The 23,808-nt window shown below is 36.4% G+C and carries 25 protein-coding genes and 12 pseudogenes; 25 read left to right on the forward strand and 12 right to left on the reverse strand.

Going from position 1 to position 23,808, the window contains the following annotated elements:
* Positions 1 to 163 precede the first annotated feature (163 nt).
* The 7 genes from WA279_RS01760 to WA279_RS01790 all read left to right on the forward strand — a co-directional run bounded on the left by WA279_RS01760 (position 164) and on the right by WA279_RS01790 (position 6,306).
* Positions 164 to 439 carry a barstar family protein gene (locus WA279_RS01760; RefSeq protein ID WP_336154048.1) on the forward strand — a complete coding sequence of 92 codons (276 nt, stop codon included), beginning with the start codon at positions 164 to 166 and terminating at the stop codon, positions 437 to 439.
* Positions 440 to 761: 322 nt separating this feature from the next.
* A complete protein-coding gene (gene azlB / locus WA279_RS01765) occupies positions 762 to 1,235 on the forward strand; it encodes an azlBCD operon transcriptional regulator AzlB (RefSeq protein WP_021480168.1) in 474 nt (157 codons plus the stop codon).
* Between the two features lie 12 nt (positions 1,236 to 1,247).
* Entirely contained in the window at positions 1,248 to 2,012 is a 765-nt protein-coding gene (gene azlC, locus WA279_RS01770) for an azaleucine resistance protein AzlC (protein ID WP_336154049.1), read from the forward strand.
* Complete coding sequence (gene azlD / locus WA279_RS01775) at positions 2,009 to 2,341, forward strand: branched-chain amino acid transporter AzlD (RefSeq protein WP_336154050.1); 333 nt, start codon at positions 2,009 to 2,011, stop codon at positions 2,339 to 2,341. Before azlC ends, azlD begins: the two co-directional genes overlap by 4 nt.
* A 164-nt stretch (positions 2,342 to 2,505) precedes the next feature.
* Positions 2,506 to 3,828 (forward strand): branched-chain amino acid transport system II carrier protein, encoded by a 1,323-nt coding sequence (gene brnQ, locus WA279_RS01780; RefSeq protein ID WP_336154052.1) that lies wholly within the window; start codon positions 2,506 to 2,508, stop codon positions 3,826 to 3,828.
* A 417-nt stretch (positions 3,829 to 4,245) separates the two neighbouring features.
* Entirely contained in the window at positions 4,246 to 5,181 is a 936-nt protein-coding gene (gene czcD / locus WA279_RS01785; protein ID WP_336154053.1) for a CDF family zinc transporter CzcD, read from the forward strand.
* A gap of 87 nt (positions 5,182 to 5,268) precedes the next feature.
* Positions 5,269 to 6,306 (forward strand): flavin-containing monooxygenase, encoded by a 1,038-nt coding sequence (locus WA279_RS01790; protein WP_336154054.1) that lies wholly within the window; start codon positions 5,269 to 5,271, stop codon positions 6,304 to 6,306.
* A 122-nt stretch (positions 6,307 to 6,428) separates the two neighbouring features.
* Here WA279_RS01790 and czcR read toward each other — a convergent pair whose 3' ends face one another.
* On the reverse strand, positions 6,429 to 7,295 hold the full coding sequence (gene czcR, locus WA279_RS01795) for a LysR family transcriptional regulator CzcR (protein WP_015384170.1): 867 nt from the start codon (positions 7,293 to 7,295) through the stop codon (positions 6,429 to 6,431).
* 125 nt (positions 7,296 to 7,420) lie between these two features.
* Here czcR and WA279_RS01800 point away from each other — a divergent pair, with 125 nt between their 5' ends.
* The 3 genes from WA279_RS01800 (at position 7,421) to WA279_RS01810 (ending at position 10,130) form a co-directional block, all read left to right on the forward strand.
* Positions 7,421 to 8,386 carry a DMT family transporter gene (locus WA279_RS01800; protein ID WP_336154056.1) on the forward strand — a complete coding sequence of 322 codons (966 nt, stop codon included), beginning with the start codon at positions 7,421 to 7,423 and terminating at the stop codon, positions 8,384 to 8,386.
* A gap of 17 nt (positions 8,387 to 8,403) precedes the next feature.
* Positions 8,404 to 8,547 (forward strand): YrzO family protein, encoded by a 144-nt coding sequence (locus WA279_RS01805; RefSeq protein WP_014477437.1) that lies wholly within the window; start codon positions 8,404 to 8,406, stop codon positions 8,545 to 8,547.
* Positions 8,548 to 8,825: 278 nt separating this feature from the next.
* A complete protein-coding gene (locus tag WA279_RS01810; RefSeq protein WP_336154058.1) occupies positions 8,826 to 10,130 on the forward strand; it encodes a hemolysin family protein in 1,305 nt (434 codons plus the stop codon).
* A 156-nt stretch (positions 10,131 to 10,286) separates the two neighbouring features.
* Here the strand turns inward: WA279_RS01810 and bltD are convergent, their stop codons facing one another.
* A complete protein-coding gene (gene bltD / locus WA279_RS01815) occupies positions 10,287 to 10,745 on the reverse strand; it encodes a spermine/spermidine acetyltransferase (protein WP_336154059.1) in 459 nt (152 codons plus the stop codon).
* A gap of 199 nt (positions 10,746 to 10,944) precedes the next feature.
* On the reverse strand, positions 10,945 to 12,147 hold the full coding sequence (gene blt / locus WA279_RS01820) for a multidrug efflux MFS transporter Blt (RefSeq protein ID WP_336154062.1): 1,203 nt from the start codon (positions 12,145 to 12,147) through the stop codon (positions 10,945 to 10,947).
* Positions 12,148 to 12,261: 114 nt separating this feature from the next.
* Here blt and bltR point away from each other — a divergent pair, with 114 nt between their 5' ends.
* From bltR to WA279_RS01840, 4 genes and pseudogenes are all read left to right on the forward strand, one after another.
* Positions 12,262 to 13,083, forward strand: a complete 822-nt coding sequence (gene bltR / locus WA279_RS01825; protein WP_014480349.1) for a multidrug efflux transcriptional regulator BltR — start codon at positions 12,262 to 12,264, stop codon at positions 13,081 to 13,083.
* A 206-nt stretch (positions 13,084 to 13,289) separates the two neighbouring features.
* Positions 13,290 to 13,385: pseudogene (locus WA279_RS01830) on the forward strand (hypothetical protein); the annotation flags it as partial.
* A pseudogene (locus WA279_RS01835) lies at positions 13,381 to 13,519 on the forward strand (hypothetical protein). The pseudogenes WA279_RS01830 and WA279_RS01835, both read left to right, overlap by 5 nt.
* Positions 13,477 to 13,599 (forward strand): annotated as a pseudogene (locus tag WA279_RS01840) (recombinase family protein); the annotation flags it as partial. The pseudogenes WA279_RS01835 and WA279_RS01840, both read left to right, overlap by 43 nt.
* 38 nt (positions 13,600 to 13,637) lie before the next feature.
* On the opposite strand, the pseudogene WA279_RS01845 reads toward WA279_RS01840, so the two are convergent.
* Together WA279_RS01845 and WA279_RS01850 are read right to left on the reverse strand one after the other, a co-directional pair.
* A pseudogene (locus tag WA279_RS01845) lies at positions 13,638 to 14,014 on the reverse strand (sigma-70 family RNA polymerase sigma factor); the annotation flags it as partial.
* Between the two features lie 8 nt (positions 14,015 to 14,022).
* Positions 14,023 to 14,543, reverse strand: a pseudogene (locus tag WA279_RS01850) (ImmA/IrrE family metallo-endopeptidase).
* 229 nt (positions 14,544 to 14,772) lie between these two features.
* On the opposite strand from WA279_RS01850, the gene WA279_RS01855 reads away from it, so the two are divergent.
* Positions 14,773 to 15,309, forward strand: a complete 537-nt coding sequence (locus WA279_RS01855; protein WP_327829544.1) for an ATP-binding protein — start codon at positions 14,773 to 14,775, stop codon at positions 15,307 to 15,309.
* 195 nt (positions 15,310 to 15,504) lie between these two features.
* Here WA279_RS01855 and WA279_RS01860 read toward each other — a convergent pair whose 3' ends face one another.
* Both WA279_RS01860 and WA279_RS01865 read right to left on the reverse strand, forming a co-directional pair.
* Positions 15,505 to 16,047 carry a PadR family transcriptional regulator gene (locus WA279_RS01860; protein ID WP_336154065.1) on the reverse strand — a complete coding sequence of 181 codons (543 nt, stop codon included), beginning with the start codon at positions 16,045 to 16,047 and terminating at the stop codon, positions 15,505 to 15,507.
* Positions 16,044 to 16,886, reverse strand: coding sequence for a sialate O-acetylesterase (locus WA279_RS01865; protein WP_336154067.1), 843 nt, complete (start codon positions 16,884 to 16,886; stop codon positions 16,044 to 16,046). The genes WA279_RS01860 and WA279_RS01865 overlap by 4 nt, the downstream gene beginning before the upstream one ends.
* Positions 16,887 to 17,309: 423 nt before the next feature.
* Here WA279_RS01865 and WA279_RS01870 point away from each other — a divergent pair, with 423 nt between their 5' ends.
* From WA279_RS01870 to WA279_RS01890, 5 genes and pseudogenes are all read left to right on the forward strand, one after another.
* Positions 17,310 to 17,738, forward strand: coding sequence for a hypothetical protein (locus WA279_RS01870; protein WP_336154069.1), 429 nt, complete (start codon positions 17,310 to 17,312; stop codon positions 17,736 to 17,738).
* Between the two features lie 119 nt (positions 17,739 to 17,857).
* Positions 17,858 to 18,163 (forward strand): annotated as a pseudogene (locus tag WA279_RS01875) (ATP-binding protein); the annotation flags it as partial.
* A complete protein-coding gene (locus WA279_RS01880) occupies positions 18,154 to 18,303 on the forward strand; it encodes a hypothetical protein (RefSeq protein WP_336154070.1) in 150 nt (49 codons plus the stop codon). The pseudogene WA279_RS01875 and the gene WA279_RS01880, both read left to right, overlap by 10 nt.
* A gap of 95 nt (positions 18,304 to 18,398) precedes the next feature.
* Positions 18,399 to 18,828, forward strand: a pseudogene (locus WA279_RS01885) (RusA family crossover junction endodeoxyribonuclease).
* Positions 18,829 to 18,911: 83 nt separating this feature from the next.
* Positions 18,912 to 19,094 (forward strand): annotated as a pseudogene (locus WA279_RS01890) (XtrA/YqaO family protein).
* Positions 19,095 to 19,179: 85 nt separating this feature from the next.
* Here the strand turns inward: WA279_RS01890 and WA279_RS01895 are convergent.
* Together WA279_RS01895 and WA279_RS01900 are read right to left on the reverse strand one after the other, a co-directional pair.
* Positions 19,180 to 19,446, reverse strand: a complete 267-nt coding sequence (locus WA279_RS01895; protein WP_106020145.1) for a transcriptional regulator — start codon at positions 19,444 to 19,446, stop codon at positions 19,180 to 19,182.
* Positions 19,447 to 19,645: 199 nt separating this feature from the next.
* A complete protein-coding gene (locus WA279_RS01900) occupies positions 19,646 to 19,915 on the reverse strand; it encodes an LCI fold-containing protein (protein WP_327829538.1) in 270 nt (89 codons plus the stop codon).
* A gap of 258 nt (positions 19,916 to 20,173) precedes the next feature.
* Here WA279_RS01900 and WA279_RS01905 point away from each other — a divergent pair.
* Both WA279_RS01905 and WA279_RS01910 read left to right on the forward strand, forming a co-directional pair.
* Positions 20,174 to 20,606: pseudogene (locus tag WA279_RS01905) on the forward strand (sigma-70 family RNA polymerase sigma factor).
* A 262-nt stretch (positions 20,607 to 20,868) separates the two neighbouring features.
* Entirely contained in the window at positions 20,869 to 21,864 is a 996-nt protein-coding gene (locus WA279_RS01910) for a tyrosine-type recombinase/integrase (RefSeq protein WP_336154073.1), read from the forward strand.
* A gap of 263 nt (positions 21,865 to 22,127) precedes the next feature.
* Here WA279_RS01910 and WA279_RS01915 read toward each other — a convergent pair whose 3' ends face one another.
* Positions 22,128 to 22,220, reverse strand: coding sequence for a YjcZ family sporulation protein (locus WA279_RS01915; RefSeq protein ID WP_029318114.1), 93 nt, complete (start codon positions 22,218 to 22,220; stop codon positions 22,128 to 22,130).
* 40 nt (positions 22,221 to 22,260) lie between these two features.
* On the reverse strand, positions 22,261 to 22,347 hold the full coding sequence (locus WA279_RS01920) for a YjcZ family sporulation protein (protein WP_073991391.1): 87 nt from the start codon (positions 22,345 to 22,347) through the stop codon (positions 22,261 to 22,263).
* 181 nt (positions 22,348 to 22,528) lie between these two features.
* Here WA279_RS01920 and WA279_RS20850 point away from each other — a divergent pair, with 181 nt between their 5' ends.
* The gene (locus WA279_RS20850) at positions 22,529 to 22,681 is read left to right on the forward strand and encodes a phage terminase small subunit-related protein (protein ID WP_251187899.1); all 153 of its coding nucleotides are present in this window, start codon (positions 22,529 to 22,531) and stop codon (positions 22,679 to 22,681) included.
* On the opposite strand, the pseudogene WA279_RS01930 reads toward WA279_RS20850, so the two are convergent.
* Positions 22,610 to 22,765 (reverse strand): annotated as a pseudogene (locus tag WA279_RS01930) (phage terminase large subunit); the annotation flags it as partial. The gene WA279_RS20850 and the pseudogene WA279_RS01930 overlap by 72 nt on opposite strands.
* A 15-nt stretch (positions 22,766 to 22,780) precedes the next feature.
* Between WA279_RS01930 and WA279_RS01935 the strand changes: the two are divergent.
* Positions 22,781 to 22,924: pseudogene (locus WA279_RS01935) on the forward strand (phage holin family protein); the annotation flags it as partial.
* Between the two features lie 44 nt (positions 22,925 to 22,968).
* A pseudogene (locus WA279_RS01940) lies at positions 22,969 to 23,787 on the forward strand (peptidoglycan recognition protein family protein).
* The last annotated feature ends 21 nt before the right edge of the window (positions 23,788 to 23,808 follow it).

Consider the following 23,808-nt stretch of genomic DNA (forward strand, 5'->3'; position numbering starts at 1 on the left):
CAAAGTTTAGCATTATTTATGCCTACCGGGCATGAAAATGTCTTGCAAACACCAATAGTTTCCCCCTATCGGTGTTTTTTATTTGTTTTCAGCCTCATTTGGACAAACAGCTGTTACATAGAAAACGTTTGTTAAGATAAAATAATGGAGGGCATAGTTTCTAATGAGAAAAATAATAATAGATGGAAAAGACTTTGAAAATATAGAAGTTTTACATGATGTTTTAAAAGATAAACTAGACTTCCCAAACTACTATGGGAGAAATTTAGACGCTTTATGGGATTGCCTGACAGGGTGGATGGATTTGCCGCTCACTTTAGTCTTAATACATTTTGAGTTCAGCAATACATTTTTAGGTTCATACGCTGATGATGTATTGGAAGTTTTACAAGAGGCTCAAGAGGAACTAGAGGACGAATTTAAAATAATAATAGAGTAGACTTTCTGTTTTGTGAATTTTAACAATTTTCGTTCGCGGAAAAAGGCAATAGGGCACCACAAATTAAAATTTCGGTGAGACCGCAATAACTTTTTGGCTTCTGATAAGTTTCTTATGATGTTGGTATCAAGTCACACAAGTCCCATGACTTCTTTCTGATGTAAGATAATTTAATTATTAGTTAATAGCGAGTGTAATTTTATTCTGTGAATAATCGTTTGAAAGGATTTAAATTTAAATAATATTTGATCATCGAATAAAAATTCGTTATCATTTAAATTGGATGAAATATAATTCAGTTAAGGGTATTGGGGGTTGTGAAATGAGTATTATGCTTGACGAAACTGATAAGGCCATTTTAAGAGAATTGCAGGAAGATGCTTCAATATCAAATTTAAATTTATCTAAGAAAATTGGGCTTTCACCATCAGCTTGCCTTGCAAGAACAAAGAACCTAGTAGAAGCAGGTATAATTAAAAAGTTTACGACTATTGTTGATGAGAAAAAACTTGGAATCGAAGTCACAGCACTAGCTCTCATCAACTTATCACCTTTAAATAGGGAGACAATTCATTCATTTTTAGAGGATATAAACAAATTCCCACAGGTTCAAGAATGCTACACACTTACAGGAAGCCATGACTATATGCTTAAGATTGTGGCGAAGGACATGGAGAGTTATCGGAATTTTATCATTGATTCATTAATGCAGAACCCTGCTATTAGTGGAGTTGACACAAGCATAGTCATGAGTACAGAAAAAAGAACTGTCAGTGTGCCAATTGATGAAATGTAGGAGGTTGTTGATTTGAATAAAAATAAAGAATCGTTACATTTAAGCTCTCCTGCTATAAACACTCATATGAATAAGAGAAGTCAAATATGGGCTGCATTTCGTTCTGCATTCCCATATACTATTCCGATTTTTGCGGGGTTTTTGTTTTTGGGGATAGCTTATGGAATCTTTATGCATTCTTTGGGATTTAGCGCAATCTATCCAATCATCATGAGTTTTATGATATTTGCGGGCTCAATGGAGTTTGTTGCAGCGAATTTTTTACTTGGTGTGTTCAACCCTATGAATGCTCTTTTTTTGACGTTAATGGTCAATGCCCGGCATTTGTTTTATGGAATTTCCATGTTGGATAAGTACAGGGGGACTGGAAAGAAAAAGCTTTATCTGATTTTCGGAATGTGCGATGAATCATTTTCTATTAATTATACCGCTAATGTTCCGGCGAATGTTGACAAGGGCTGGTTTATGTTTTTTGTGACACTGCTTAATCATTTATATTGGGTCGCGGGGGCAGCGATAGGAGGGATTTTTGGGTCGTACGTGAAGTTTAATACTGAAGGGCTTGATTTTGTGATGACTGCTCTGTTTATTGTGATCTTCATAGAACAGTGGATGAAAGAGAAAAAGCATTACAGTGCTCTCACAGGGCTTGGACTTTCAGTAGCCAGTCTTATCCTTTTTGGCGGAAACCAATTTATTATTCCTGCTATGCTCGCCATTTTAGGGGTACTGACTGTTCTGAGAAAACCATTGGAGAAAGCTGAGGTTTCCGTATGACGATGACTATGATGCAGCAAATGATTACCATTGCAATGGTCGTGCTTGGAACAATGCTGACACGGTTCCTTCCATTCATGATTTTCCCTTCAGGCAAACCGACACCGAAATATGTACAGTATCTTGGTAAAGTGCTGCCATCAGCGGTAATCGGGCTTTTGGTCATTTATTGTTTAAAAGATGTGAGTCTGCTTTCTGGAAGTCATGGCATTCCTGAATTGGTTGGGGCAGCTGCAGTTGTACTGCTTCACTTGTGGAAGAAAAATATGCTTCTTTCCATAGCGGGGGGAACCGTTGTTTATATGGTTTTGATGCAATTGGTTTTTTAACCGATATGGGAAACTATCAACATGATCATGCTTTTTATTGAACTTGATAAAAATATATAAACTGACACAAGCTTATTTTGGAATCAACACTGTGCCAGTGCAAATAGCATCTGTAATGTTTCCTGGCTATTCAAGAAGTGTCTACTTTAATCGGAGGATGTATAATGTCAAAAAAAGTGTCTGCTTCCTATATCATCATTATAGGATTAATGCTATTTGCATTGTTTTTTGGAGCAGGAAATCTCATTTTTCCACCTATGCTTGGTCAAATGGCTGGAAAAAATGTATGGATCGCTAATGCAGGTTTCTTAGTGACCGGAGTTGGTTTGCCATTACTGGCTATAACAGCATTTGTTTTTTCGGGTAAACAAAACTTACAGTCGTTAGCCAGCCGTGTTCACCCGGTGTTTGGCATTGTATTTACGACGATTCTCTATTTGGCAATCGGGCCTTTTTTCGCTATCCCGAGATCAGGAAACGTATCGTTTGAAATTGGGGTAAAACCTTTTTTATCAAATGATGCAGGCCCTGTCTCATTGATCATATTTACAATATTATTTTTCGCATTGGCATGCTTGTTATCACTTAATCCTTCAAAAATCATTGATATAGTTGGAAAATTTTTGACGCCAATTAAGCTGACATTTATCGGATTGCTTGTAGTGGTAGCTCTTATTCGCCCAATTGGAACCATTCAAGCACCATCAAAAGGGTACACATCACAAGCGTTTTTTAAAGGATTTCAGGAAGGGTACCTTACTCTGGATGCCCTTGTAGCATTTGTTTTTGGAATTATCATCGTGAATGCATTGAAAGAACAAGGAGCTTCTACCAAAAAACAGCTGATGGGTGTTTGTGCAAAAGCAGCCGCGATTGCAGCAGTACTCTTAGCAGTTATGTATACAGCCCTTTCCTATATGGGGGCTTCCAGCGTTGAAGAACTGGGGATTTTAGAAAATGGAGCAGAGGTTTTGGCTAAGGTTTCATCCTATTATTTTGGATCTTATGGTTCAATCTTATTGGGCTTAATGATTACAGTGGCGTGTCTGACGACAAGTGTCGGACTGATCACAGCGTGTTCTTCATTTTTTCATGAATTATTTCCGAACATTTCTTATAAAAAAATTGCTGTCGTTTTATCAGTGTTTAGTACGCTTGTCGCAAATATAGGATTAACCCAGCTCATTAAGGTGTCAATGCCTGTCTTACTGACGATGTATCCTATCGCGATTTCCTTAATATTTTTAACGTTTTTGCATTCTGTATTTAAAGGGAAGACAGAAGTGTATCAAGGCAGTTTATTATTCGCATTCATCATCAGCTTATTTGACGGTTTGAAGGAGGCGGGAATAAAAATTGAAGTTGTGAATCGCATTTTCAATCAGATTCTTCCTATGTATAGCATAGGACTGGGGTGGCTCATTCCAGCTATTGCAGGGGGAATATGCGGCTATATACTGAGTATATTCCGAGCAAAAACAAGTTGATCAATCAACAGCAGCAATATCACTCATATCTCCAGGAAGGACAAAGTGCTTGCATGTTTTTAATCTCATTTGGACAAACAGCTGTTACATAGCATAATGTATTTTATGAAGGTAAAAATCATCGAGGGTCCGCAATACCTTTTATAAGGGATATGAAGAAGAAAAGGATAGAGAAACTAGGTTAGCGGAGCAAACCATGTGTTTGCTCCGCTTTTTTATGTTTATAAGAGAATAATTAAGGAGGTATTGTTGATTTCTACAAAAAATATTTTGACATTTCAGTAAAGAGCATATATATTTATATATGAACACATGATCATATATAAATATTACCTGCATCATGTTAGAATGCTTCATAACAGATTTGAAATAATAAATACATATGTATCAAAAACTTTAGTTAAGGAGGAGTTTTTTATGGGTCACAATCATAATGAAGGAGCAAATAAAAAGGTTTTATTGATCTCTTTTATCATGATTACAGGTTATATGATAATAGAAGCTATAGGTGGATTTTTAACAAATAGTCTGGCGCTTTTATCTGATGCAGGCCATATGCTGAGTGATTCAATTTCATTAATGGTTGCCCTGATTGCTTTTACATTAGCTGAAAAAAAGGCAAATCACAATAAGACATTCGGCTATAAACGATTTGAGGTTCTTGCAGCTGTGATAAACGGTGCTGCATTAATTCTTATTTCTCTTTATATCATTTATGAAGCAATCGAACGCTTCTCTAATCCACCAGAAGTAGCAACAACCGGCATGCTTACAATTAGTATCATCGGGTTAGTTGTGAATCTATTGGTCGCTTGGATTATGATGAGTGGCGGAGATACAAAGAATAATCTGAATATAAGAGGAGCTTATTTACATGTAATAAGCGATATGCTCGGCTCTGTAGGTGCCATTTTAGCTGCCATACTTATCATCTTCTTTGGATGGGGCTGGGCAGATCCGTTGGCTAGTATCATTGTGGCTATTCTTGTTCTAAGAAGCGGTTACAATGTGACTAAAGATTCCATTCACATCTTAATGGAAGGAACTCCAGAAAATATCGATGTCTCTGATATCATTCGTACAATTGAAGGGACAGAGGGAATTCAAAACATTCATGATTTACACATATGGTCTATCACAAGCGGATTGAATGCTCTTTCTTGCCATGCAGTTGTTGACGATCAACTGACCATTTCAGAAAGTGAAAATATTTTACGCAAAATTGAACATGAACTTGAGCATAAAGGCATTACGCATGTAACCATTCAAATGGAAACAGAAGCACATAATCATGACAATGCGATCCTTTGTCAGCCCAAAATAGAGAAGCCGCGTGACCACCATCACCATTAAATTTTTTATCTAACTTTATAGTGAGGAGATCAACTAGCATTTTGCAGATGCTGTCTACTGACAATTTGAAATTGGCGGGGTGATAATGTGTACGACACTATAGTAATCGGGGCTGGTCAAGCAGGGATCTCAATAGGATATTATCTTAAGCAGTCCGATCAAAACTTTATCATTTTGGATAAAAGTCATGAGGTGGGGGAGAGCTGGAAAGATCGGTATGACTCATTAGTTTTATTTACTTCTCGAATGTATAGCTCTTTGCCTGGAATGCATCTTGAAGGAGAAAAACATGGATTTCCTACAAAAAATGAAATTGTTGCTTATCTAAAGAAGTATGTTAAAAAATTTGAAATTCCAATCCAATTACGGACAGAAGTAATAAGTGTCCTAAAAATAAAGAATTATTTCTTAATAAAAACAAATCGGGAAGAATATCAAACGAAGAATCTTGTCATTGCTACAGGGCCTTTTCATACCCCCAATATTCCATCAATATCAAAGGATTTAGCTGATGATATTAATCAACTACACTCATCACAATATAAGAATTCAAAACAATTGGCATATGGAAATGTACTAGTAGTTGGTGGTGGGAATAGTGGTGCTCAAATAGCTGTTGAATTATCCAAAGAAAGAGTTACATATTTAGCCTGTAGTAATAAACTAGTGTATTTCCCTTTAATGATCGGAAAAAGAAGCATCTTTTGGTGGTTTGATAAATTAGGAGTTTTACATGCAAGTCATACATCAATAGTAGGCAAATTCATTCAAAAGAAAGGTGACCCAATATTTGGGCATGAATTAAAACATGCAATAAAACAGAAGGAGATCATCTTAAAAAAAAGAGTCATTGCCGCAAAGCAAAATGAAATCATTTTTAAAGATTCATCTACATTAGAAGTAAACAATATTATTTGGGCTACTGGTTTTAGGAATCCCCTTAAATGGATAAATATAAAAGGTGTTTTGAATAAAAAAGGTCGAATCATACATCATAGAGGTGTTTCACCTGTAGAGGGATTGTACTTTATAGGTTTGCCTTGGCAGCATAGGCGAGGTTCAGCGTTGCTTCAAGGCGTAGGAAATGATGCTGAATACATTGTAAAACAAATGAACGGTGGATAAACGAAGCAGAGCAGTAACTCACATGTTTACTGCTCTATTTTTTGTGTGAATAAGGGTAGCGAAGTGGAGATGCGCCTTCTCTTTTATTTAAGAAGTTAGAACATAGAAATAGAAAAAGCACTTTAGGACATACTCATATTTTTATGTTCAACAATGGTCTTAAGGAGGCTGCGCATTGAATTTGTCAGGTACGCATCTTTATGGCGTATAAAGATTGTTGAGATACAGCTATCTTTCTCAGGTAATGGGTGACAATAAACCTTACCTTGTGCAGCTAGATGCATAACAGCAGATTCCGGTACCACTGTTATACCGAGTCCAAGTGCAACACTATTTAAGATTGTCTCCAGGATGTTAAATTCCATCATTCTGTTTGGGAGCACACCTTCATCTTTGAGCCATTGTTCAAGCCTAGACCGATACCCGCACCCCTGATTAAAAACAAGAATCGGAGTCGTTGAAAAATCCTCTATATTAAACGTTTTGTTACTGGTTACAAGAGTAAGTTTTTCAGTATAAACATCATACTGTTCCAGAATAGAATGTTTCAAAGGGCCTGAAATAAAAGCTCCGTCTAATTCGTGATTCATGACCTTTTTAATAAGTTCCTCTGTTAGACCAGCCTGCAATGATAAATCCACATTAGGATACTTTTTATAATAGGAAGCTATGATGGTCGGCAGTATCCTCACTGTTTCCACTGTACCGATTTTTAATATTCCAGACGGTATATCAGTATCTAGAAAGACTTGCTCCAGTTCTTCAACATCTTTCAAAATTTTGTTAACGTATTCAATCATTTTTCGGCCCTCTGGGCTTAGTGAAACCCCTTTTTTATGGCGATTGAAAAGAGGTGTTTTGAGCTCATTCTCTAATTGCTTAATCCGCGCAGTTACATTAGATTGTACATAATTTAACTCTTTTGCAGCACCGGTAATACTCTTGTGGTGGGCTACGCATTTGAAAATTTGTAAGTCTCGCAGTTCCATGAAGATCCCCCCTTCATTAAAGTATCATTATCAATGATGTTTTTCATCACTTTTGTTCATTTTACTTGATGCTTACTTCTTTTTATAATTCTCATTGTAATTTTAAAGAAAAGGAGGGGAATTCAATGAAAAAAGGTCAATTATTCATTGGTGCCCTTACATGTTTAGTAGCAAGTATGTCTTGGGGCGCGATGTTTCCAGTTGCGGATCATGCATTAGAATTTATTGATCCGTTTTATTTTTCATTTATTCGCTACGGTGTGGTAACGATTATGTTAGTGATTTTATTATTGGTGAGAGAAGGAAAAAAATCATTTCATTTAGAGGGTAAAGCAAAATGGATCATTTTATTTGGGGTGATGGCGTTTACTGTATACAATGTTCTTATTTTTTTAGGTCAAAGGTTGATGGGGAAGTCTGGAATTATGACAGCATCCATTGCCGAGGCACTCATGCCGATGCTTTCAATTGTTATTCTATGGGGATATAAACATGTGAAACCTAAAAAATACACAATGGTCAGTATATTGATTGCCTTTTTGGGGGCTTCGATGGTCATAACCAAAGGTAATATAAGTTTCTTTTTTTCATTAGGGGATCATCTATTTTCGCTACTCTTTATATTCATTGGTGTTTTAGGATGGGTTGTCTACACAATGGGGGGACAGTTATTCCAAGAGTGGTCCACACTTCGTTATTCAACATTGACATGTTTATTCGGCACAGCTATAACAGGAATCATGACAGCTATACTTACCGCGCAAGGTTACGTGTCGGTACCGAGTATTAAAGTGATTGCAGCAATTAAGTATGATTTTTTATTTATGATTACTTTACCAGGTATCATAGCCCTCCTTAGTTGGAACTATGGCATTAAAATCCTATCATCCATTAACGGGATTTTATTTATTAACTTTGTCCCCATCACTACATTGTTAATCATGGTGATCAAAGGATATAACATAACTGCTTTTGATATAGTAGGAACACTGTTTGTCATTATTGGACTCATTTTAAATAACATATGTCAGCGTAAGGAAGATTATAAGCAGGTATTGCAAAAAGAAAAAACACATTTGACTATCACTTAGACGGTGGGGGATTTAAAATGTTTGAAGGTCTATTGTTTTTCATTTCAGCTGGAATTGTCTGTGAACTTGCTGCAATTAATAGAAATGGCCGCAAAAATATAAAGCAACAGGCGGAATTGATTCAAATTTTAAAAGAAAACCTTAATAAAGACATTAAATAAATCAAGACGGTTGGGTATTATTGAAACACACCAGAAAATTCAGGTGTGTTTTTATTTTGCTTTCTATTTTAAGTCTTAAAACGTCACCAATCGCTAGTTGAATACTATGGGAACCACTCTCCATACGGAAAAGATGATTATTTACATCATTCAGAGTTGATTTTAGGTTCTTTTGAACTTATAATGTTATATATACTGTTTTTTGTTTATTCAGAAAAAAAGGTTAGAAAATAAATATTTATATCGGAGGTGTACGCCTTACTAAGTAAGGCAAATCATTGACAACCATTAACCTTATCATCTTTACTATTTTAATTGTCTTAACAGCATTTTTTGTTGCGACTGAATTTGCGATAGTAAAGATCAGGTCATCAAAAATTGACCAACTCATATTAGAGGAAAAAAAAGGTGCCGTATCAGCCAAAAAGGTCATTACTCATTTGGACGAGTATTTGTCAGCTTGTCAATTAGGGATCACGGTTACAGCGTTGGGAATTGGCTGGGTTGGAGAATCGACTTTTGAAGTGATTTTGCACCCCTTATTTGCTCATTTTCATGTAAGTGAAACAGTCTCACATGTATTGATCTTAGTGATTGCTTTTGTGATGGCGACTTTTTTGCACGTTGTAGTTGGAGAACTTGCTCCTAAAACACTCGCTATCCAAAAAGCGGAAACCATCACTCTTTTGACTGCAAAGCCAATTATTTGGTTTTACCGCATCCTGTTCCCTTTTATATGGTTTTTAAATGGTTCAGCCCGGTTTATAGTAGGACTCTTCGGTTTGAAACCTGCATCAGAACATGAACTTGCTCATTCTGAAGAAGAACTGCGCATCTTACTGTCTGAAAGCTATAAGAGCGGTGAAATCAATAAAAATGAGTTGAAATATGTAAATAATATTTTTGAATTTGATGAAAGAATTGCCAAAGAAATTATGATTCCGAGAAGAGAGATCGTAGCGATTTCTAGTGAGGATTCTTATGAAACTATTGTTAAGGCCATTAAGACAGAGAGCTATACAAGGTACCCAGTCCTAAATGGAGATAAAGATTCAATCATTGGTTTTATCAATGCTAAAGAGTTCTTATCAGCTTATATTGACACAGACCAGAAGATAAAAGAGGATTTCAAGTTAGAAAATCATATCAACCCTGTTATCCATGTTATTGAATCCGTTCCAATTCATGATTTATTGGTAAAAATGCAAAAAGAGCGAACACATATCGCTATTCTTGTGGATGAATATGGCGGCACTTCAGGTTTAGTCACTGCTGAAGATATTCTTGAAGAAATTGTTGGGGAAATCAGAGATGAATTTGATAAAGATGAAGTGCCTAATATTAGAAAAGTAAATGATAATCACTATATCTTAGATTCGAAAGTGCTCATTGAAGATGTAAATGATTTATTGGGAACGGCGTTAGAAAGTGACGAAGTGGATACAATAGGCGGCTGGTTTATGACTCAACAAATAGACGCTGGAGTTGGGTCCGTTATAGAAGCCGATGGGTATATTTTTAAAGTGCACAAAACAGTTGGCCGGCATATTAATTATTTAGAAATTGTCCGGAAAAAAGAATAACATCTGGATAAAACACATGAGATTTTGACTAATAAGATGCTTAAAGCCTGAGATGAAATTTTCATCCAGGCTTTTTTAAACAATGATCTTGCAGTTTAAGTAGGTAATCATTATCGAAGTTCAAACGTTTCTCAGCAAACAAGGAGGCTTGGATATCTATAGCTCTTTTACCATTACCTTCTCACCATTAAAGTCGAGTTCACCATTAAATTGAAAACCAAACCTTTGATAAAGGCGTATAGCATGAATATTATTTTCAAATATACTTAAATAAATTCTTTTGCATTTATATAGCGCAGCAAGGTGCTGAATGAGGGCTTTAAGCATTTTCTTCCCTAATCCTTTTCCCTGATAGCGTTCGTCAATAAAAAATCGGTCAAGCCAGACTCGTCCGTTTTTATTATCTTCATCATACTCGGGAAACAATCCATACATTGCAAAACCGACTAGATCTCCATCATAGTAAAGCCCGACAGGTTTATAATAGTGACATTCTTTTGCATCTTCTAAACATACTTTTGTAGATTCAATATATGATAATTGATTCTGGTTGACATGCAGATCAAGAATTGCAGCACGATTATCATCAGTTACTGCTTTTATGTTTATACTCATACTACATTCTCCTTTTTTCTTATCCCGGTTAGGCTGCGGCTTAAGGTGATTGCAGATGAAATCCTGATATTGCTAAAACTCAGCTTAAACTATATTCACGTCAAGCAACATGTAGCCTATCAAATTAAGTACCTTTTCTAATTGTGCCTAACCAGAGGCATTCCCTGCATCCAAATGACTTGACTTTATAGAAAATGAATTAATTCAAAGCAGTAGCATCATTCTTTTTTTCTTTCCAAACCATTGTAAGACCAAGGCCGACAATCATAACGAAACCTGCAAAAAGGAAAGGATAATGAATGTTAAGATCAAATAGTATACCGCCTAGAGCAGGTCCAAATATATTTCCCAGGCTGGTGTATGTGGAGTTCATGCCTGCTACGAAACCCTGCTGGTTACCGGCCATATTGGATAAATGAGCGGTTAAGGCCGGGCGTAGCAAATCGAATGCCAGAAAAATAAAACAAGTTACAAGCAAAACAGTTAAAAATCCTGACATAACAGTAGACACGAAAGCCAAGATCGCTCCGGTTATTAAGCACAGCTGAATCATTCTTTTCTCTCCAAGTTTGTTGACCAATTTCCCGAATAGTAAAACTTGAATAACTACCGCAACAATGGAACTTATCGTAATAATGGTTGCGATATCTTTTGGTGTGAATCCAAATTTATGATCAGAAAACAAGCTGAATACCGTTTCATAAGCTGATAAACCAAAAGCCATTACAAAGACGATAATAAATGCAATGAAATAGACAGGATGAATGGATCTCTTCAAGTCTTTAATGAAATTTGATTCCTTTGTATGAGATGAGAGTTGATGGCGTTCTTCTATCGACAATGACTCTTTTAGTATAAAAACGGAAGTGACAGCTGCTATTAACGCGATGGCGGAGGCGAAGAAAAACGGCATGCGGATGCCAAAGCCGGCAATAAATCCTCCCGCACCAGGCCCAATAATAAAGCCTGTGCTAATTGCAGCAGAAACATACCCCATAGCCTTTGACCTTTCCTTTAGGGTTGTAATATCAGCTACATATGCTGTTACCGCGGGCATGATAAAAGCCGCGCTTACACCACCCAATATCCTCGAGAAATAAAATATTGAAACATGGGTCCCTAATCCGAAAATCAACTCAGATAAACTGAATATAAGCAACCCGAGAATAATCATTTTTTTTCTCCCGAAACGGTCAACCCACCTACCTGCAAAAGGTGAAGTAATTAACTGAGAAATGGCAAAAGCCGCAACAAGATAACCCATTGTGCTGCCGGATAAATGCATGATTTTCATAAAAGAAGGCATAACTGGAATGATTAAACCGATACCAAGAAATACTACGAAGATGTTGCTTAATAGTATAATGAATATCGTTTTTTGCTCATTTATTGATTTTTTCATCTGAATTCCCCTTTAACTCAATTGAACCCTTTTTACCTATCCTTTTCGCTTGAAGCTCTTTTCAAGTACAATAATCATAAGGTATATGGTTACCGTATAGTCAAGGAGGTTTTTATGAGCGAAGATGTTAAGAAGTATTTCACAACAGGGGAGTTTTCGAAGCTCTGCCGTGTAAAAAAACAAACCTTATTTCATTATGATGAGATTGGTCTTTTCTCGCCGGAAATAAAAAAAGAAAATGGGTATAGATATTATTCCTATCATCAATTTGAGATTTTTCAAGTCATCAGTCTATTTAAAGAGCTTGGGGTTCCATTAAAAGAAATAAAGTGTCTAATAAAAGGAAAAACACCAGACAAGATCCTGCATGTTCTAAAAGAAAAGTCTATTGAGATTGATAAAAAAATAAATGAGCTTAAGCAGTTGCAAACGATCTTACAAACAAAAGTGACGCTTACAGAACAAGCACTTGAGACTGATTTTTCCTCAATTTCTTTTGAATATTTAAATGAAGAAACATTCATGTTAAGCCGAAAAACATTAAACTTACCAGAACGAAAATATGTGGCAGCCATTTCAGAACTCATTCATGAAGTTCAGCAATATGAATTAGATGAAGGATATCCGATAGGCGGAATCTTTGCACGGGAACAAATCTTAGAAAAAGACTTCTACAATTACAGTTACTTTTATATAAAAGTAAAAGATGGGGCAGAGAACATAAATTATCATGTACGACCAAAAGGCCTGTATGCAGTTGGATATGAAATAGGCGGAAATACTGAAGAGGCATACCGGAGAATCATTGAGTTCATTGAAAGAAATGGAATGCAAATAGGGGAAAATGCATATGAGGAATATATGCTGGATGAGATGGTAGTTGACGGGTATGAAAATACATATGCAAAAATCCTTCTTCAAGTTAAAGAGGTGTAAGATTACGAGATTTTCATATGGGAAAATTGTTTCTGTTGTGTGCCCAAAAAGAATATAAACTGGTTTACTAAAAGCGAGCCCACAGCCGAACTTCAAACCTGCACCATTGAGTAAAAAGCAATGACAACCTGTAATTATCTATAAATTATTAAAATGTCTAGTGAAAAGGGCAAGGAGAATAAAATGGACTTCAAAGGGATTTAATCATGAAAATGAATGAAAAGATGAAAGAGGTTCAAAGAAAATATAGAGAAGAGCTTAAGAAACAAGAACTTGAAGATGATAAAAATTATATTTATGAAGGTAATAATCATCGAGGGACCGCAAGCTGACAAATGCATGAACGATTGCTATCATTATCCAGGGTGATAGCAATATACCGAGGAACAAGCGATCGAGGGATCGAGCATCGACAGCCAGATCGAGGCCTGCATAAAGAAAGCAGGGACTAAGGATGTGCTGAAGTATGCCGATGAAGGATTTTCTGTGGAGCTTTTAGAACGTCCGGCTTTGAATGCTTGAGGTAGGGAGTTTATCAGCGATGAAAAAATGATTTTCATATTCTTCCGCTTTTCCTTCTCTGCCCGATAAAACTCATGAAACATCTTCATCAGCGCCCGCTTTTTAATCCGCGATACATAGCTGCGTGAGATACCGAGTTCTTTGGCAATCTCTCGTTGCGTTTTTCCTTCTTCAAATCAAGTCCAAACCGCACGACAATCACTTCCTTCTCACGGTCATCTAAAATGTCAATGTATTTTTTCACTTTTTCAAGCTCCATATTGAGCTGGATCGTATCTATCAGGTCTTCGTTTTCTGATTTCAAAACGTCAATCAGGCTTATTTCATTCCCTTTCTTATCCTGCCCGATCGGATCGTGAAGGGAGACGTCTTTTTTGGTTTTTTTCAATGCGCGCAAATGCATGATTTCATTATTCATTACAAAAGGGGGGTGCATAAATTTCCCGTAACAGTTTGACTAAATAAATGTTGAGTCAGTTTCCTGTAATAAATGCTTAAACGTTTCTTTGCGAATGAAGGGGATACCTTAAATAACCAAGCTACATTTTCAATTGCATGTGAATGTATGTACGGAAGATTGATATTACGCAACATGAAAGTTGGAATGCAAAAGTGATATGTAAAATAATTCGACTGCCACTCCAAATAATCAGTCCAAGTTGCAGGCATTGTTTTTTTATCGCCTTCATGTCTATATATATATGGCAAAATTCATGAGCAAAATCATACCATTGATCAACTCGGCTTTTTCGGCTGTCCAAGCATATGTTATAAATTCCGCTGTGTTTAAGTGCGAAGCTTGTAACAGGTTTAAACGAAAGCCTGATATCTAATGACTCAGCAATCCGTTCAAAATTAATTTGTTCAGGTTCTGTAATATCAATCTTTCTGTATAAGTTTTCAATCCAATCCTCTAAATGACTGTTTGTATACCTCAAGATAAAAAACCTCCTTAAAGACGACAATCTAAAAATTGGATTCGTCTAAATATTATAGGGAAATCAAGACTTTTTTCATAGGAAAATGCGTCTAATGAGATGGGATATGAATAACACGCATCTGGATTTCTCTAGAAAAGTAAAGGTCTTTAGGGATTTATGTCAAAATAATAGTAGGTACCTTATGCAACAAACAGGGAGTTTGGTTGCTTAATAAGGAGGGGGAAGTATGAAAAAAAATATTCACATATTGGGAGCCTCTGGTGTTGGAACTTCAACATTGGGTGCTGCATTGTCAAAGTGTTTGCCTCATACGCATCTTGATACTGATAATTACTATTGGTTAGATAAATTCACTAAAAAAAGAGAAATTCCTGAAAGAAGAAAGTTGCTTGAAAAAGACTTAACAATAAATGAGAAATGGATTCTTTCTGGTGCAGTGTGTGGCTGGGGCGATAATCTAAAAAGTTATTTTGACCTTGTCGTCTTCTTATGGATTCCACAAGAAATACGGCTTGAGAGATTAAGGCATAGGGAATTTCAGCGTTATGGAAATGAAGTGTTAGCCGGAGGCAGTAAATATGAACAATCAAAAGCATTTTTAGAGTGGGCTTCTTTATATGATAATGCTGGAATGGAAGTTAGAAGTAAAACTTTGCATGAACATTGGATGGAAGATTTATCTTGTCCAGTGTTAAAAATTGAAGGCGATTGCTCAGTCAATGAAAGAGTTGACCGTGTCTTGGATTTTTTGAATTCTAATTAAACTAACGGCTAGTGATTGAAAAAGAAGAACACGCAGCAGATTCGCTTGCTCTTGTTGGGGGCAAGTGTTGACAACCCTCTGACTGGTTTAATTAAAGAAGGAGTATAAAACCTGTATCAAAGATGTTACTAGATATCTACGACACAGGTTTTATATTTAGGTAACTAATGTTCTTATATTTAACTTTGCATTTTTTTATTCTGCAATAGTTGATTCTATTTCTGTTTTCAATTTTTCAAACCACTCTAAATTAACCAAGTGATGTGAACGGGAATTTTCGTTCATACGGCGAAAGTAATCGATTGTGCCGGGAATTTCTTGAGTGATGGACAGGTATTCATCAAGGAGCTCGATTCGAGTTTTAGTCTGATCGATTTGTGATTGGATCAGATTCAGTAATTTATTTTTGTCGAATTCATCGGCAAAGAGTAACGCCCCATAAAATTGCAGGTTCACATATTCCGATTTGGTGCCGTATTTGATCATTAATTTTTCGAATTCTGCCCTTCCCGAATCTGTGACTTTGTAGTTACGGATTTCACGCCCGCTGGTTGAAGGTTTCTGCTGAATCTGTTCAATTAAGCACTTTTCTTCAAGTTGCTGCAGATTGTAATAAAATGAACCTTTCGTGAAGTTAACAATGTATTTGTAATGACGTTTTTCCATTAAGGCCAGAAGTTCATAGCCGTGAGCTCCGGGGTTTTGGATTAGCAAGCCAAGGATAAGTAAGGGAATCATGGTTTCATCACCTTCGCCATCCGCGCCTCAAATTCCGCGTACGTAATTTTACCCGAAGCCAAATCCATACTATGAAGGTAAATCTGTTCTGTTTTAGAATAGTCACCATTCACTTTCAGTGATTGCTCCTCTCCCGAAATGGGTTTCAAGATATGGTGCTTTTTCGAAAAAGCCTCGAAATAGCGGTAACCTAATTTGCGTTGTGAAGCTGCGTCTAAATGAATGCCATCAGGATTCGCAGTCAAACCTGCTGCAGTAACAAAATAACAATTCTGTTTTTCGTTGGCGAAACGAAGCAATTGTTCATTAACCTGTCGAAATTCAGTCGCGTGCTGTCCAAAACCGGTCTTCCCAAGAAAGTCACCAAGCCCTCCAATAATCAACGGTACCTCATCAATTTCCAACTCGTTTCTTAGCGTCTCGATGATAAGAGTTAATTTCTCGTAATAAGTTTCATGTAGCGAACGATAACTGTCACTCTCACCTTGGTGCCAAAGGATTCCACAAATTTGACTGGATCGGAGGGCGAAGCGGGCTTCGGACAAAGCATGCTGAAAAAGGATGCCTTCCGGATGCCAGTCATTCAATGAACTGCCACCTTCCGCACAAGGGATCAAGCCAATTTCTTCATCGGGATGAGCTTTCGACCATGCATCTGCAAAAGATGCCGCCAGGCCAACGCCGGAAACCGGACGGTCGTAATTAATCGGCTCTGTCATCATCTGCCACTGTCCATTGCGCAGCATTTTTATTTTTTCATTATAGATAGGGTCTACTTCATTCAAAAATCCACGGCCCGCCATATTCGACTGCCCCAACATTAAAAAAGACTTTATCATCTCATTTTTCACTTCTTTACATCAATATTTTAGTCTAATTAGACTATAATCAATTCAGTTTGTCTTGTAAAGTTATAACAAGGTTTTATTTTTTATTAGTATGTATGAAAAACAAACTAACATTGAAAATTTGGTGGATGTATTTGAGAAATAGCAAGTTCTTTTGCTATTTCTTATCCCACTATCGGTGGCGATTATTGAACAAAAACTAAAGGAGTGATACATATTAGTCATGTATAATATGTATCACTCCTTATTTTTTATAGCTTTTTTTGATTTAGATCTTGATAGACAATGAAAAAACAACAAAAACCCTGTCATGTAAGGGTTCCTATGAGCTTCAAAATCATTTTTCATAGGAAATACCTTCAATGATGGGGGTGTATCCCAAATGAAATGGATTGTTAAAAAGGGAGGACTATGTTGAAGAGGTTAAATATCAATAAAAAAGTATTAAAAAGGTTAACGATTGTACCAATTCTATTCATTTGTTATGTTTTATTTTTAAATCCTGAAGTTATACTTGAAGAGCAATGTCCTAATAAGCCTTATAGTTTAACAATCGTAAAACACGGAACAGGTTTATTGGATAAGAAAATTGTTCTAATATATTACAAAATCCACGGAAAAACAGTAGCTGTTGGGAATTTGGTATTTTTTGAGAATTTCGGCAGAGATATAGATGTTACTTGGGATACAAATACTGATGATGGAACTTGGTGGATAGATAAAAGCGTACATTTAACAATGACTTATGCTAAAAATTTTGAGGGAGATTTAGACAAGAAAGATATTGATTTTGATTATGGTACCTGTTCAATAATAATGAAGTCAAATAGGAATATACACTAAAAGAACCGCCAGTCGCGGTTCTTTTGTGTTTAGATTTAAACGGATTTAGGAGCACTTTTTTCTTTCCTTGCAAGTACCATGATTCCAGAAGATTATCATAAGTATTGCTGGCATAACTTGACAACTTAGTTGTAAAACTCGATGTCATGAGAAAGGTCGAAGTCCTATTCATTGATGACTTATTCAAACCAATAAACAGTCAGCCAAGGGCAACCGATTGGCAGGTTGAACAAATCCAGTCAGTCTTAAATTATCGTTATTTGAATCATAAGCCCTTGCTGATTTCTTCTGAGTTAACAGTCGATGAGATTTTGGATATAGACGAGGCTCTTGGTTCACAGATTCACCAGATGTGCCGTGATTACATAGTGATTATTAAAGGCGATCGAATGCAATTAAATCATAGGTTAGGTGATTGGGAATGAAGGAGAAAATGAATGTAAAAGCAACTGGTGGACTTTATATGTTTAGACCTTCAGATCGAAATAAAGGTAAAGATCTTACGCCAACTATCCGTTTACTTGATGAAAAAATAAAGCAAATGGAGCCGATGCTGAGTGCTTAAAGCAGTCGTGTTTCTGCTGGCAATTTTACTCTCCGCACCGAGAATCAAAAAAGAAATTCAGCTATGTGAACAGCTTGACGGGAGGTAAAGAACAGTTGGATTGCATTAAGTTCACTGTTTATGGTGAGCCAGTCGCACAAGGACGGCCGCGTGGATCAATACGAAATGGGAAGGTGCATATGCGAGATCCAGCAAAAACAAAGTATTTCAAACAGTATGTGGCATTGGTTGCGTCTCAGCATCGCCCAGAAACAATTATTACTGGTCCTGTCTCAAATGGATGTCAAAGTGTACAGACAAATGCCAAAATCAGTTTCAAACTCAAAAAAGAAGAAAGAAAAAGCTGAAAAGGGTCTTCTGCGGCCGACTACAAAGCCTGATGTTGATAACTATGTAAAGGGTGTAAAAGATGCCCTGAATCATCTGATATACAAAGATGATAGTCAGGTTGTGGATCTGAAAGTCAGTAAGTTTTATAGCGAAGAGCCGAGGGTGGAAATCATGTTAAAAGAGGTTTCTGCCTAAAAATAAAACACACCGAAGCGCTTAGCCTCAGTGTTCTCGATATGAACTGGTACTTCTATCAAAACACAGGGGGGGACCTTTGAGTGTACAATCCAAGAGAAATAAACATCAAAAAAGACTTAACTATTCAGCAGAAGATTGACCCAGGGAGAGTTCAAATCATTGTTTTATATGGAAATCAAGGTACAGCCCATATCTAAGATGCTCCGGAGCACGGGAAAACAGTGATTCAAACTGTAAAGGGCAGTTTTGCGCGGGTTGATTAGGAGATAGGTTACAAAGTTAGATAAACAATCGAATGGATTGGAGTAACTATACTAGGGGGAGAGGAGGCTGTGAGCCCCCTCATAGTTAACTTGAATAGTATGCGATATAAGTTCCATCAGGATAAAAAGTAACACTGTCTAAATAATATGTTATACCTTTATGAATAATTGTTTGTGCTGGATCTGGATCAGAAGCTGTTCCATAAATAACCAAGGTATCTAAAGCAGAAACTTCCTTCGTTGTAATTTCTCCAGAATGAGTATCAGTAGGGCTTGCGGCAAAGGCAGGAGCTGCAGAAACAAGTAGAGCAAGTGATAAAGCAGAACCAGTTAATACTTTTCTAAATTTCATGTTACCACTCCTTTAGTTTTTTGATACACTTAAAGGTTTCGCTGCATGTAAAAAATACCCTTGTAAATAAATGTTAACTAATTGTGAACGAGCATTTCTTATCGTTACAGCACCCTGGCGTGATTACCCAAATTTAGAAAGGGAAAAGGGGTTGTCCAAAAAAAGAGATAAGAGGATTTTCCTCTTATCTCTCAGATACTTAATACCAACCTTGATATAAGCCAGTCCATGTGCCGTCACTGTTCTGCCAGGCATCTTTTAAATAGTATTTAACACCAGCAAATACCGTTACATTGGCAAGTTCTCCACGTGTGTTAGCTGTGAGATATATAGTTTTTATCTCAGCTTGAGGAGTTACTGCCTTCTGACTAGTGCTATCTACACTAGGAGTCGCAGCAAAAGCAGGAGCTGCAGAAACGAGTAAAGCAAGGGACAATGCAGAACCAGTTAAAACTTTTTTCAATTTCATTTTAAACACTCCCTTTGTTTTTTAGTACAACTGTATTATTACATAATATGAAAAAATAACCAAGGGATTTTTTGTTAATATTTTGTGAACTTAGTTTAAATATAGAATCCTCCCGAATGCCTGCTGCCCGAAATGAGGGTGCAGTCTGGGTCCTGTTGAGGAAATATTGTCCAAGACGGAAAGCCTGCGGACACTAAACTTACAGCATTACACTGTTTGTTTAGTGTCCGGTTTATTGTTTAAAAAGGAGGACGTTTCATGAATCCAAAAGACATTGAAAATCTAATCAATAGCTATCACTGGATGGTGAAAGAAGTTCAACGGTTACAGAGAGTGTTTTATGGTTCAGCAATTCCTATGAAAAATTGGGGAGTTGCCCAATATGGATTAGACGCTGCTATACCAAAAGGAAGTCCCGGGAAGAGTCAGGCAGAGCTTCGTCAAATGGATATGCGAGAGGAACGTCTTTTCAAACGTCTTATGCAGTTGAGTTGGGGGCAGAAAAAATCAAAGGGGAGCAGCATAAGTCATTTATGATTGCATGATGGAGGGGATGAGTTACCGTGCTATTAGCCTTCACCTTGGCATTTCAAGGGAAACTGTACGCAAAATGAAAGACGAGTTGATCAGCCAATTATGCCAAGATTGCCACTTTGAGCGCTTGTTGAATCCGAAAAAATCGGAGGTGTAAAATGGGAGGCGGGTCGGCGCGGCAGGTTATTACTGCGTCACCACCAATTTTATACAACGAATAAAACCTCCCAACGATAAGCGAGGATTAACTCGATCGGGAGGTCTTACATAGTGAATCGGGTGATAAAACAGCAGCAGTATTTCGTTCAAATTAATATCCCCGACAAATTTGATTTTATTCAACAGTTTCGTTCGACAAATTTTGCAGATGGTTCCATCATTATTGTTTTTCGTCGATAATAAGATGGGAGATGAGTAAAATGGAACAAATATTTGAGTCTTTTCTTGAAAGTGTACCTTATACATATTTCACTCATTTGAAGGCTTTTAAAGATTACCTGAGACACTTAAAAGTCACTGATGATACAATTATAGATTTTCTTCAAGGTGTTAGAACAGAAAGGATAATTGATTCTTTAAAATTTAATATTGAAAATCGAACACAGAGCAAGAAAAAAATTTTGAAAAAAGAAACTGCTTATATGTATAGTGTTGTTATAAAAAAATTTTTTCTGTATCTCCAATCTGAACATTGTATCAAGAATCTCGACTTTGAAAGAGAGTTAAATTTGTCAGCTAGCAATCATTCATCATATAGATATAAAATGAATGAATTTATCTCAAACAACTCTATATTAAAAGACAGTAGAGGTTTTAATACATTACTCGAAGAAGAGGTTAATGATCTCATTAAGCAATGTGATGAAACATTAAATTCAGATGATATATATATAAATGCTTTTGAAGAGAAAAGATATTTTAATAAATTTAGATCAGCAATAATCATTAAATTGATAATATTAACTGGGGTACGCTATGAATTAATTTGCAACTTGAAAAAAAATAATCTAGACCTTAAATATAACAATTTAAAGATAAATGATTATTCTGTGCCTTTACCCAATAATTTCAGAGATCAATTTGAAAAATATTTAAAATTAGTAAATGAACTTACTTTTAAAAAAGATAACAATTTTTTACTTATTGAATTTGAGGGAGAGCATTTAAAAAAGACTACAGCTGATACGGCTAACTTCTTAAAGAATAGTATAGATAGAAGTGATTTAAATGGTCTAATAAAATACTCCGTGGTAAATATGTTAAAACATGAAATGAATGAACACGTAATAAGGAAGTTAACCGGAATTGGAACTAAATTTTATGAGCAGTGCCGCGAGGAAGTTGTTGATCTAGATAAGGACAATAGACACTTAAACTCTATTTTTATGTCAATGGCTTCTTTTAATACTTTATAACTAGATACCTTAAAGGTATCTTTTTTTGTACTTTTTAATACTCAGAATATGCAATTTAGTCAACGTAATGATTTGAGTGCCTTTCACTTTAGAAATTACTTTCCAAAGCAATTCAATCCAAAAGGAGGCATTTACCTGGTTTTGAAATTTTATCAGCATTGATAAAGTTAATAACATAGCAAAACGCCATAAAAACTTCTTATGGCGTCTTCGTACAGGGAGGTGAAATTCAAAAGGCCGCTTTGGATTAAAGTGCCTAAAGACTAATAAAGGAATGCAGCACCAACAATGATTAATAGAATGAATAGCACTACGATTAATGCGAAGGTGCTACCATAACCATTTGTGTTTCCCATATAGTTACCTCCTTTAATAGTAGATTAAAATATTTCAAGACTAATAAAGGAATGAAGCACCCACAATGATTAACAGGATGAACAACACCACAACTAACACGAAGGAGCTATTGTAACCATTTGACATGTTATCACCTCTTTTAGTGGAGTTAGTATAAGATATGTCAAACAATAATTTTCGACATAGATTTAAGTCTAAATAAGAGAAAATGAATATTTTGTCTAAAGGTGTAATAGCAGATACATCAGCAAAAACTATTAAAACAAACACAAACTCAAACATGAGGTCCGGAGGTGGGTAAGATGTAATGCCAAGACCACGAGATCCACGCAGAGACAAAGCTTTTCGTTTGTGGGAAGAGAGCGGCGGCGGGAGTAAGAAGTTAAAAGACAAGTGCAGTTCGTTTTTCTTTAAGCAATTTCAGAACAATTTTGAGTGCCACATGATAGCTTTTGGATGATCCATAACCACCCACAAGAAACTGAAACTTTTGATTCCAATCAAAGAGAAATTCTTTAAAATGTGGGTTTACTTGTTTAATCATTTATCATCACCTTTGTTCACAACTAATGAAGGCTTGTCAATAACTGAAAACTTAGCACAGATCGGTGTTAAAATTCCTTCAACAATAACAGATCGATTACAAACAATTGAGAACGAAAAAGAACAGAGTAAGGATAACGCAGACAAAGCTGCTGGCTAAGCCAGTGGCTTTTTTTATTACACAGACAGAGGGAGAGAGGATATATGGCCATTAAAGTTGTAAAGAATTTAGTCTCTAAATCAAAGTATGGATTGAAATGTCCTAATCCAATGAAAGCTGAATATATCACTATTCACAACACTGCGAATGATGCTTCAGCAGCCAATGAAATCTCTTACATGAAGAATAACTCTAGCTCAACAGGTTTTCACTTTGCAGTAGATGATAAACAAGTTATTCAAGGAATTCCAACAAATCGTAACGCTTGGCACACAGGAGATGGAACAAACGGCACAGGGAATCGAAAGTCGATTGGTGTCGAAATTTGTTATAGTAAGTCAGGAGGGGCACGATATAAGGCAGCGGAAAAGCTCGCTATTAAGTTTGTGGCGCAGCTACTTAAAGAACGTGGATGGGGTATTGATCGAGTCCGCAAACATCAAGACTGGAATGGTAAGTATTGCCCGCACCGCATTTTGTCAGAGGGAAGATAGATTCAAGTTAAGACTGCAATTGAAGCAGAACTGAAAAAGTTGGGCGGAAAAACAAGCTCAAGCAAAGCAAGTGTAGCTAAAAAGAAAACAACAAACTCCAGCAGCAAAAAATCATCCTATCAGCTCCCATCCGGTATTTTCAAAGTGAAGAGTCCAATGATGAGAGGGGAAAAGGTAACACAGATTCAAAAAGCACTGGCAGCACTATACTTCTACCCGGATAAAGGAGCGAAGAATAATGGTATTGACGGCGTATACGGTCCGAAAACAGCAGATGCAGTTAGACGATTCCAGCTAATGCATGGCCTATCTGCTGATGGAATTTATGGACCTAGGACTAGAGAGAAAATTGAAGCGTTAATGAAATAAAAAAGCTCTCTTTTCAAGAGG

The organism is Bacillus sp. 204(2023) (genome assembly GCF_037027505.1).
GTDB classification, from domain to species: domain Bacteria; phylum Bacillota; class Bacilli; order Bacillales; family Bacillaceae; genus Bacillus; species Bacillus subtilis.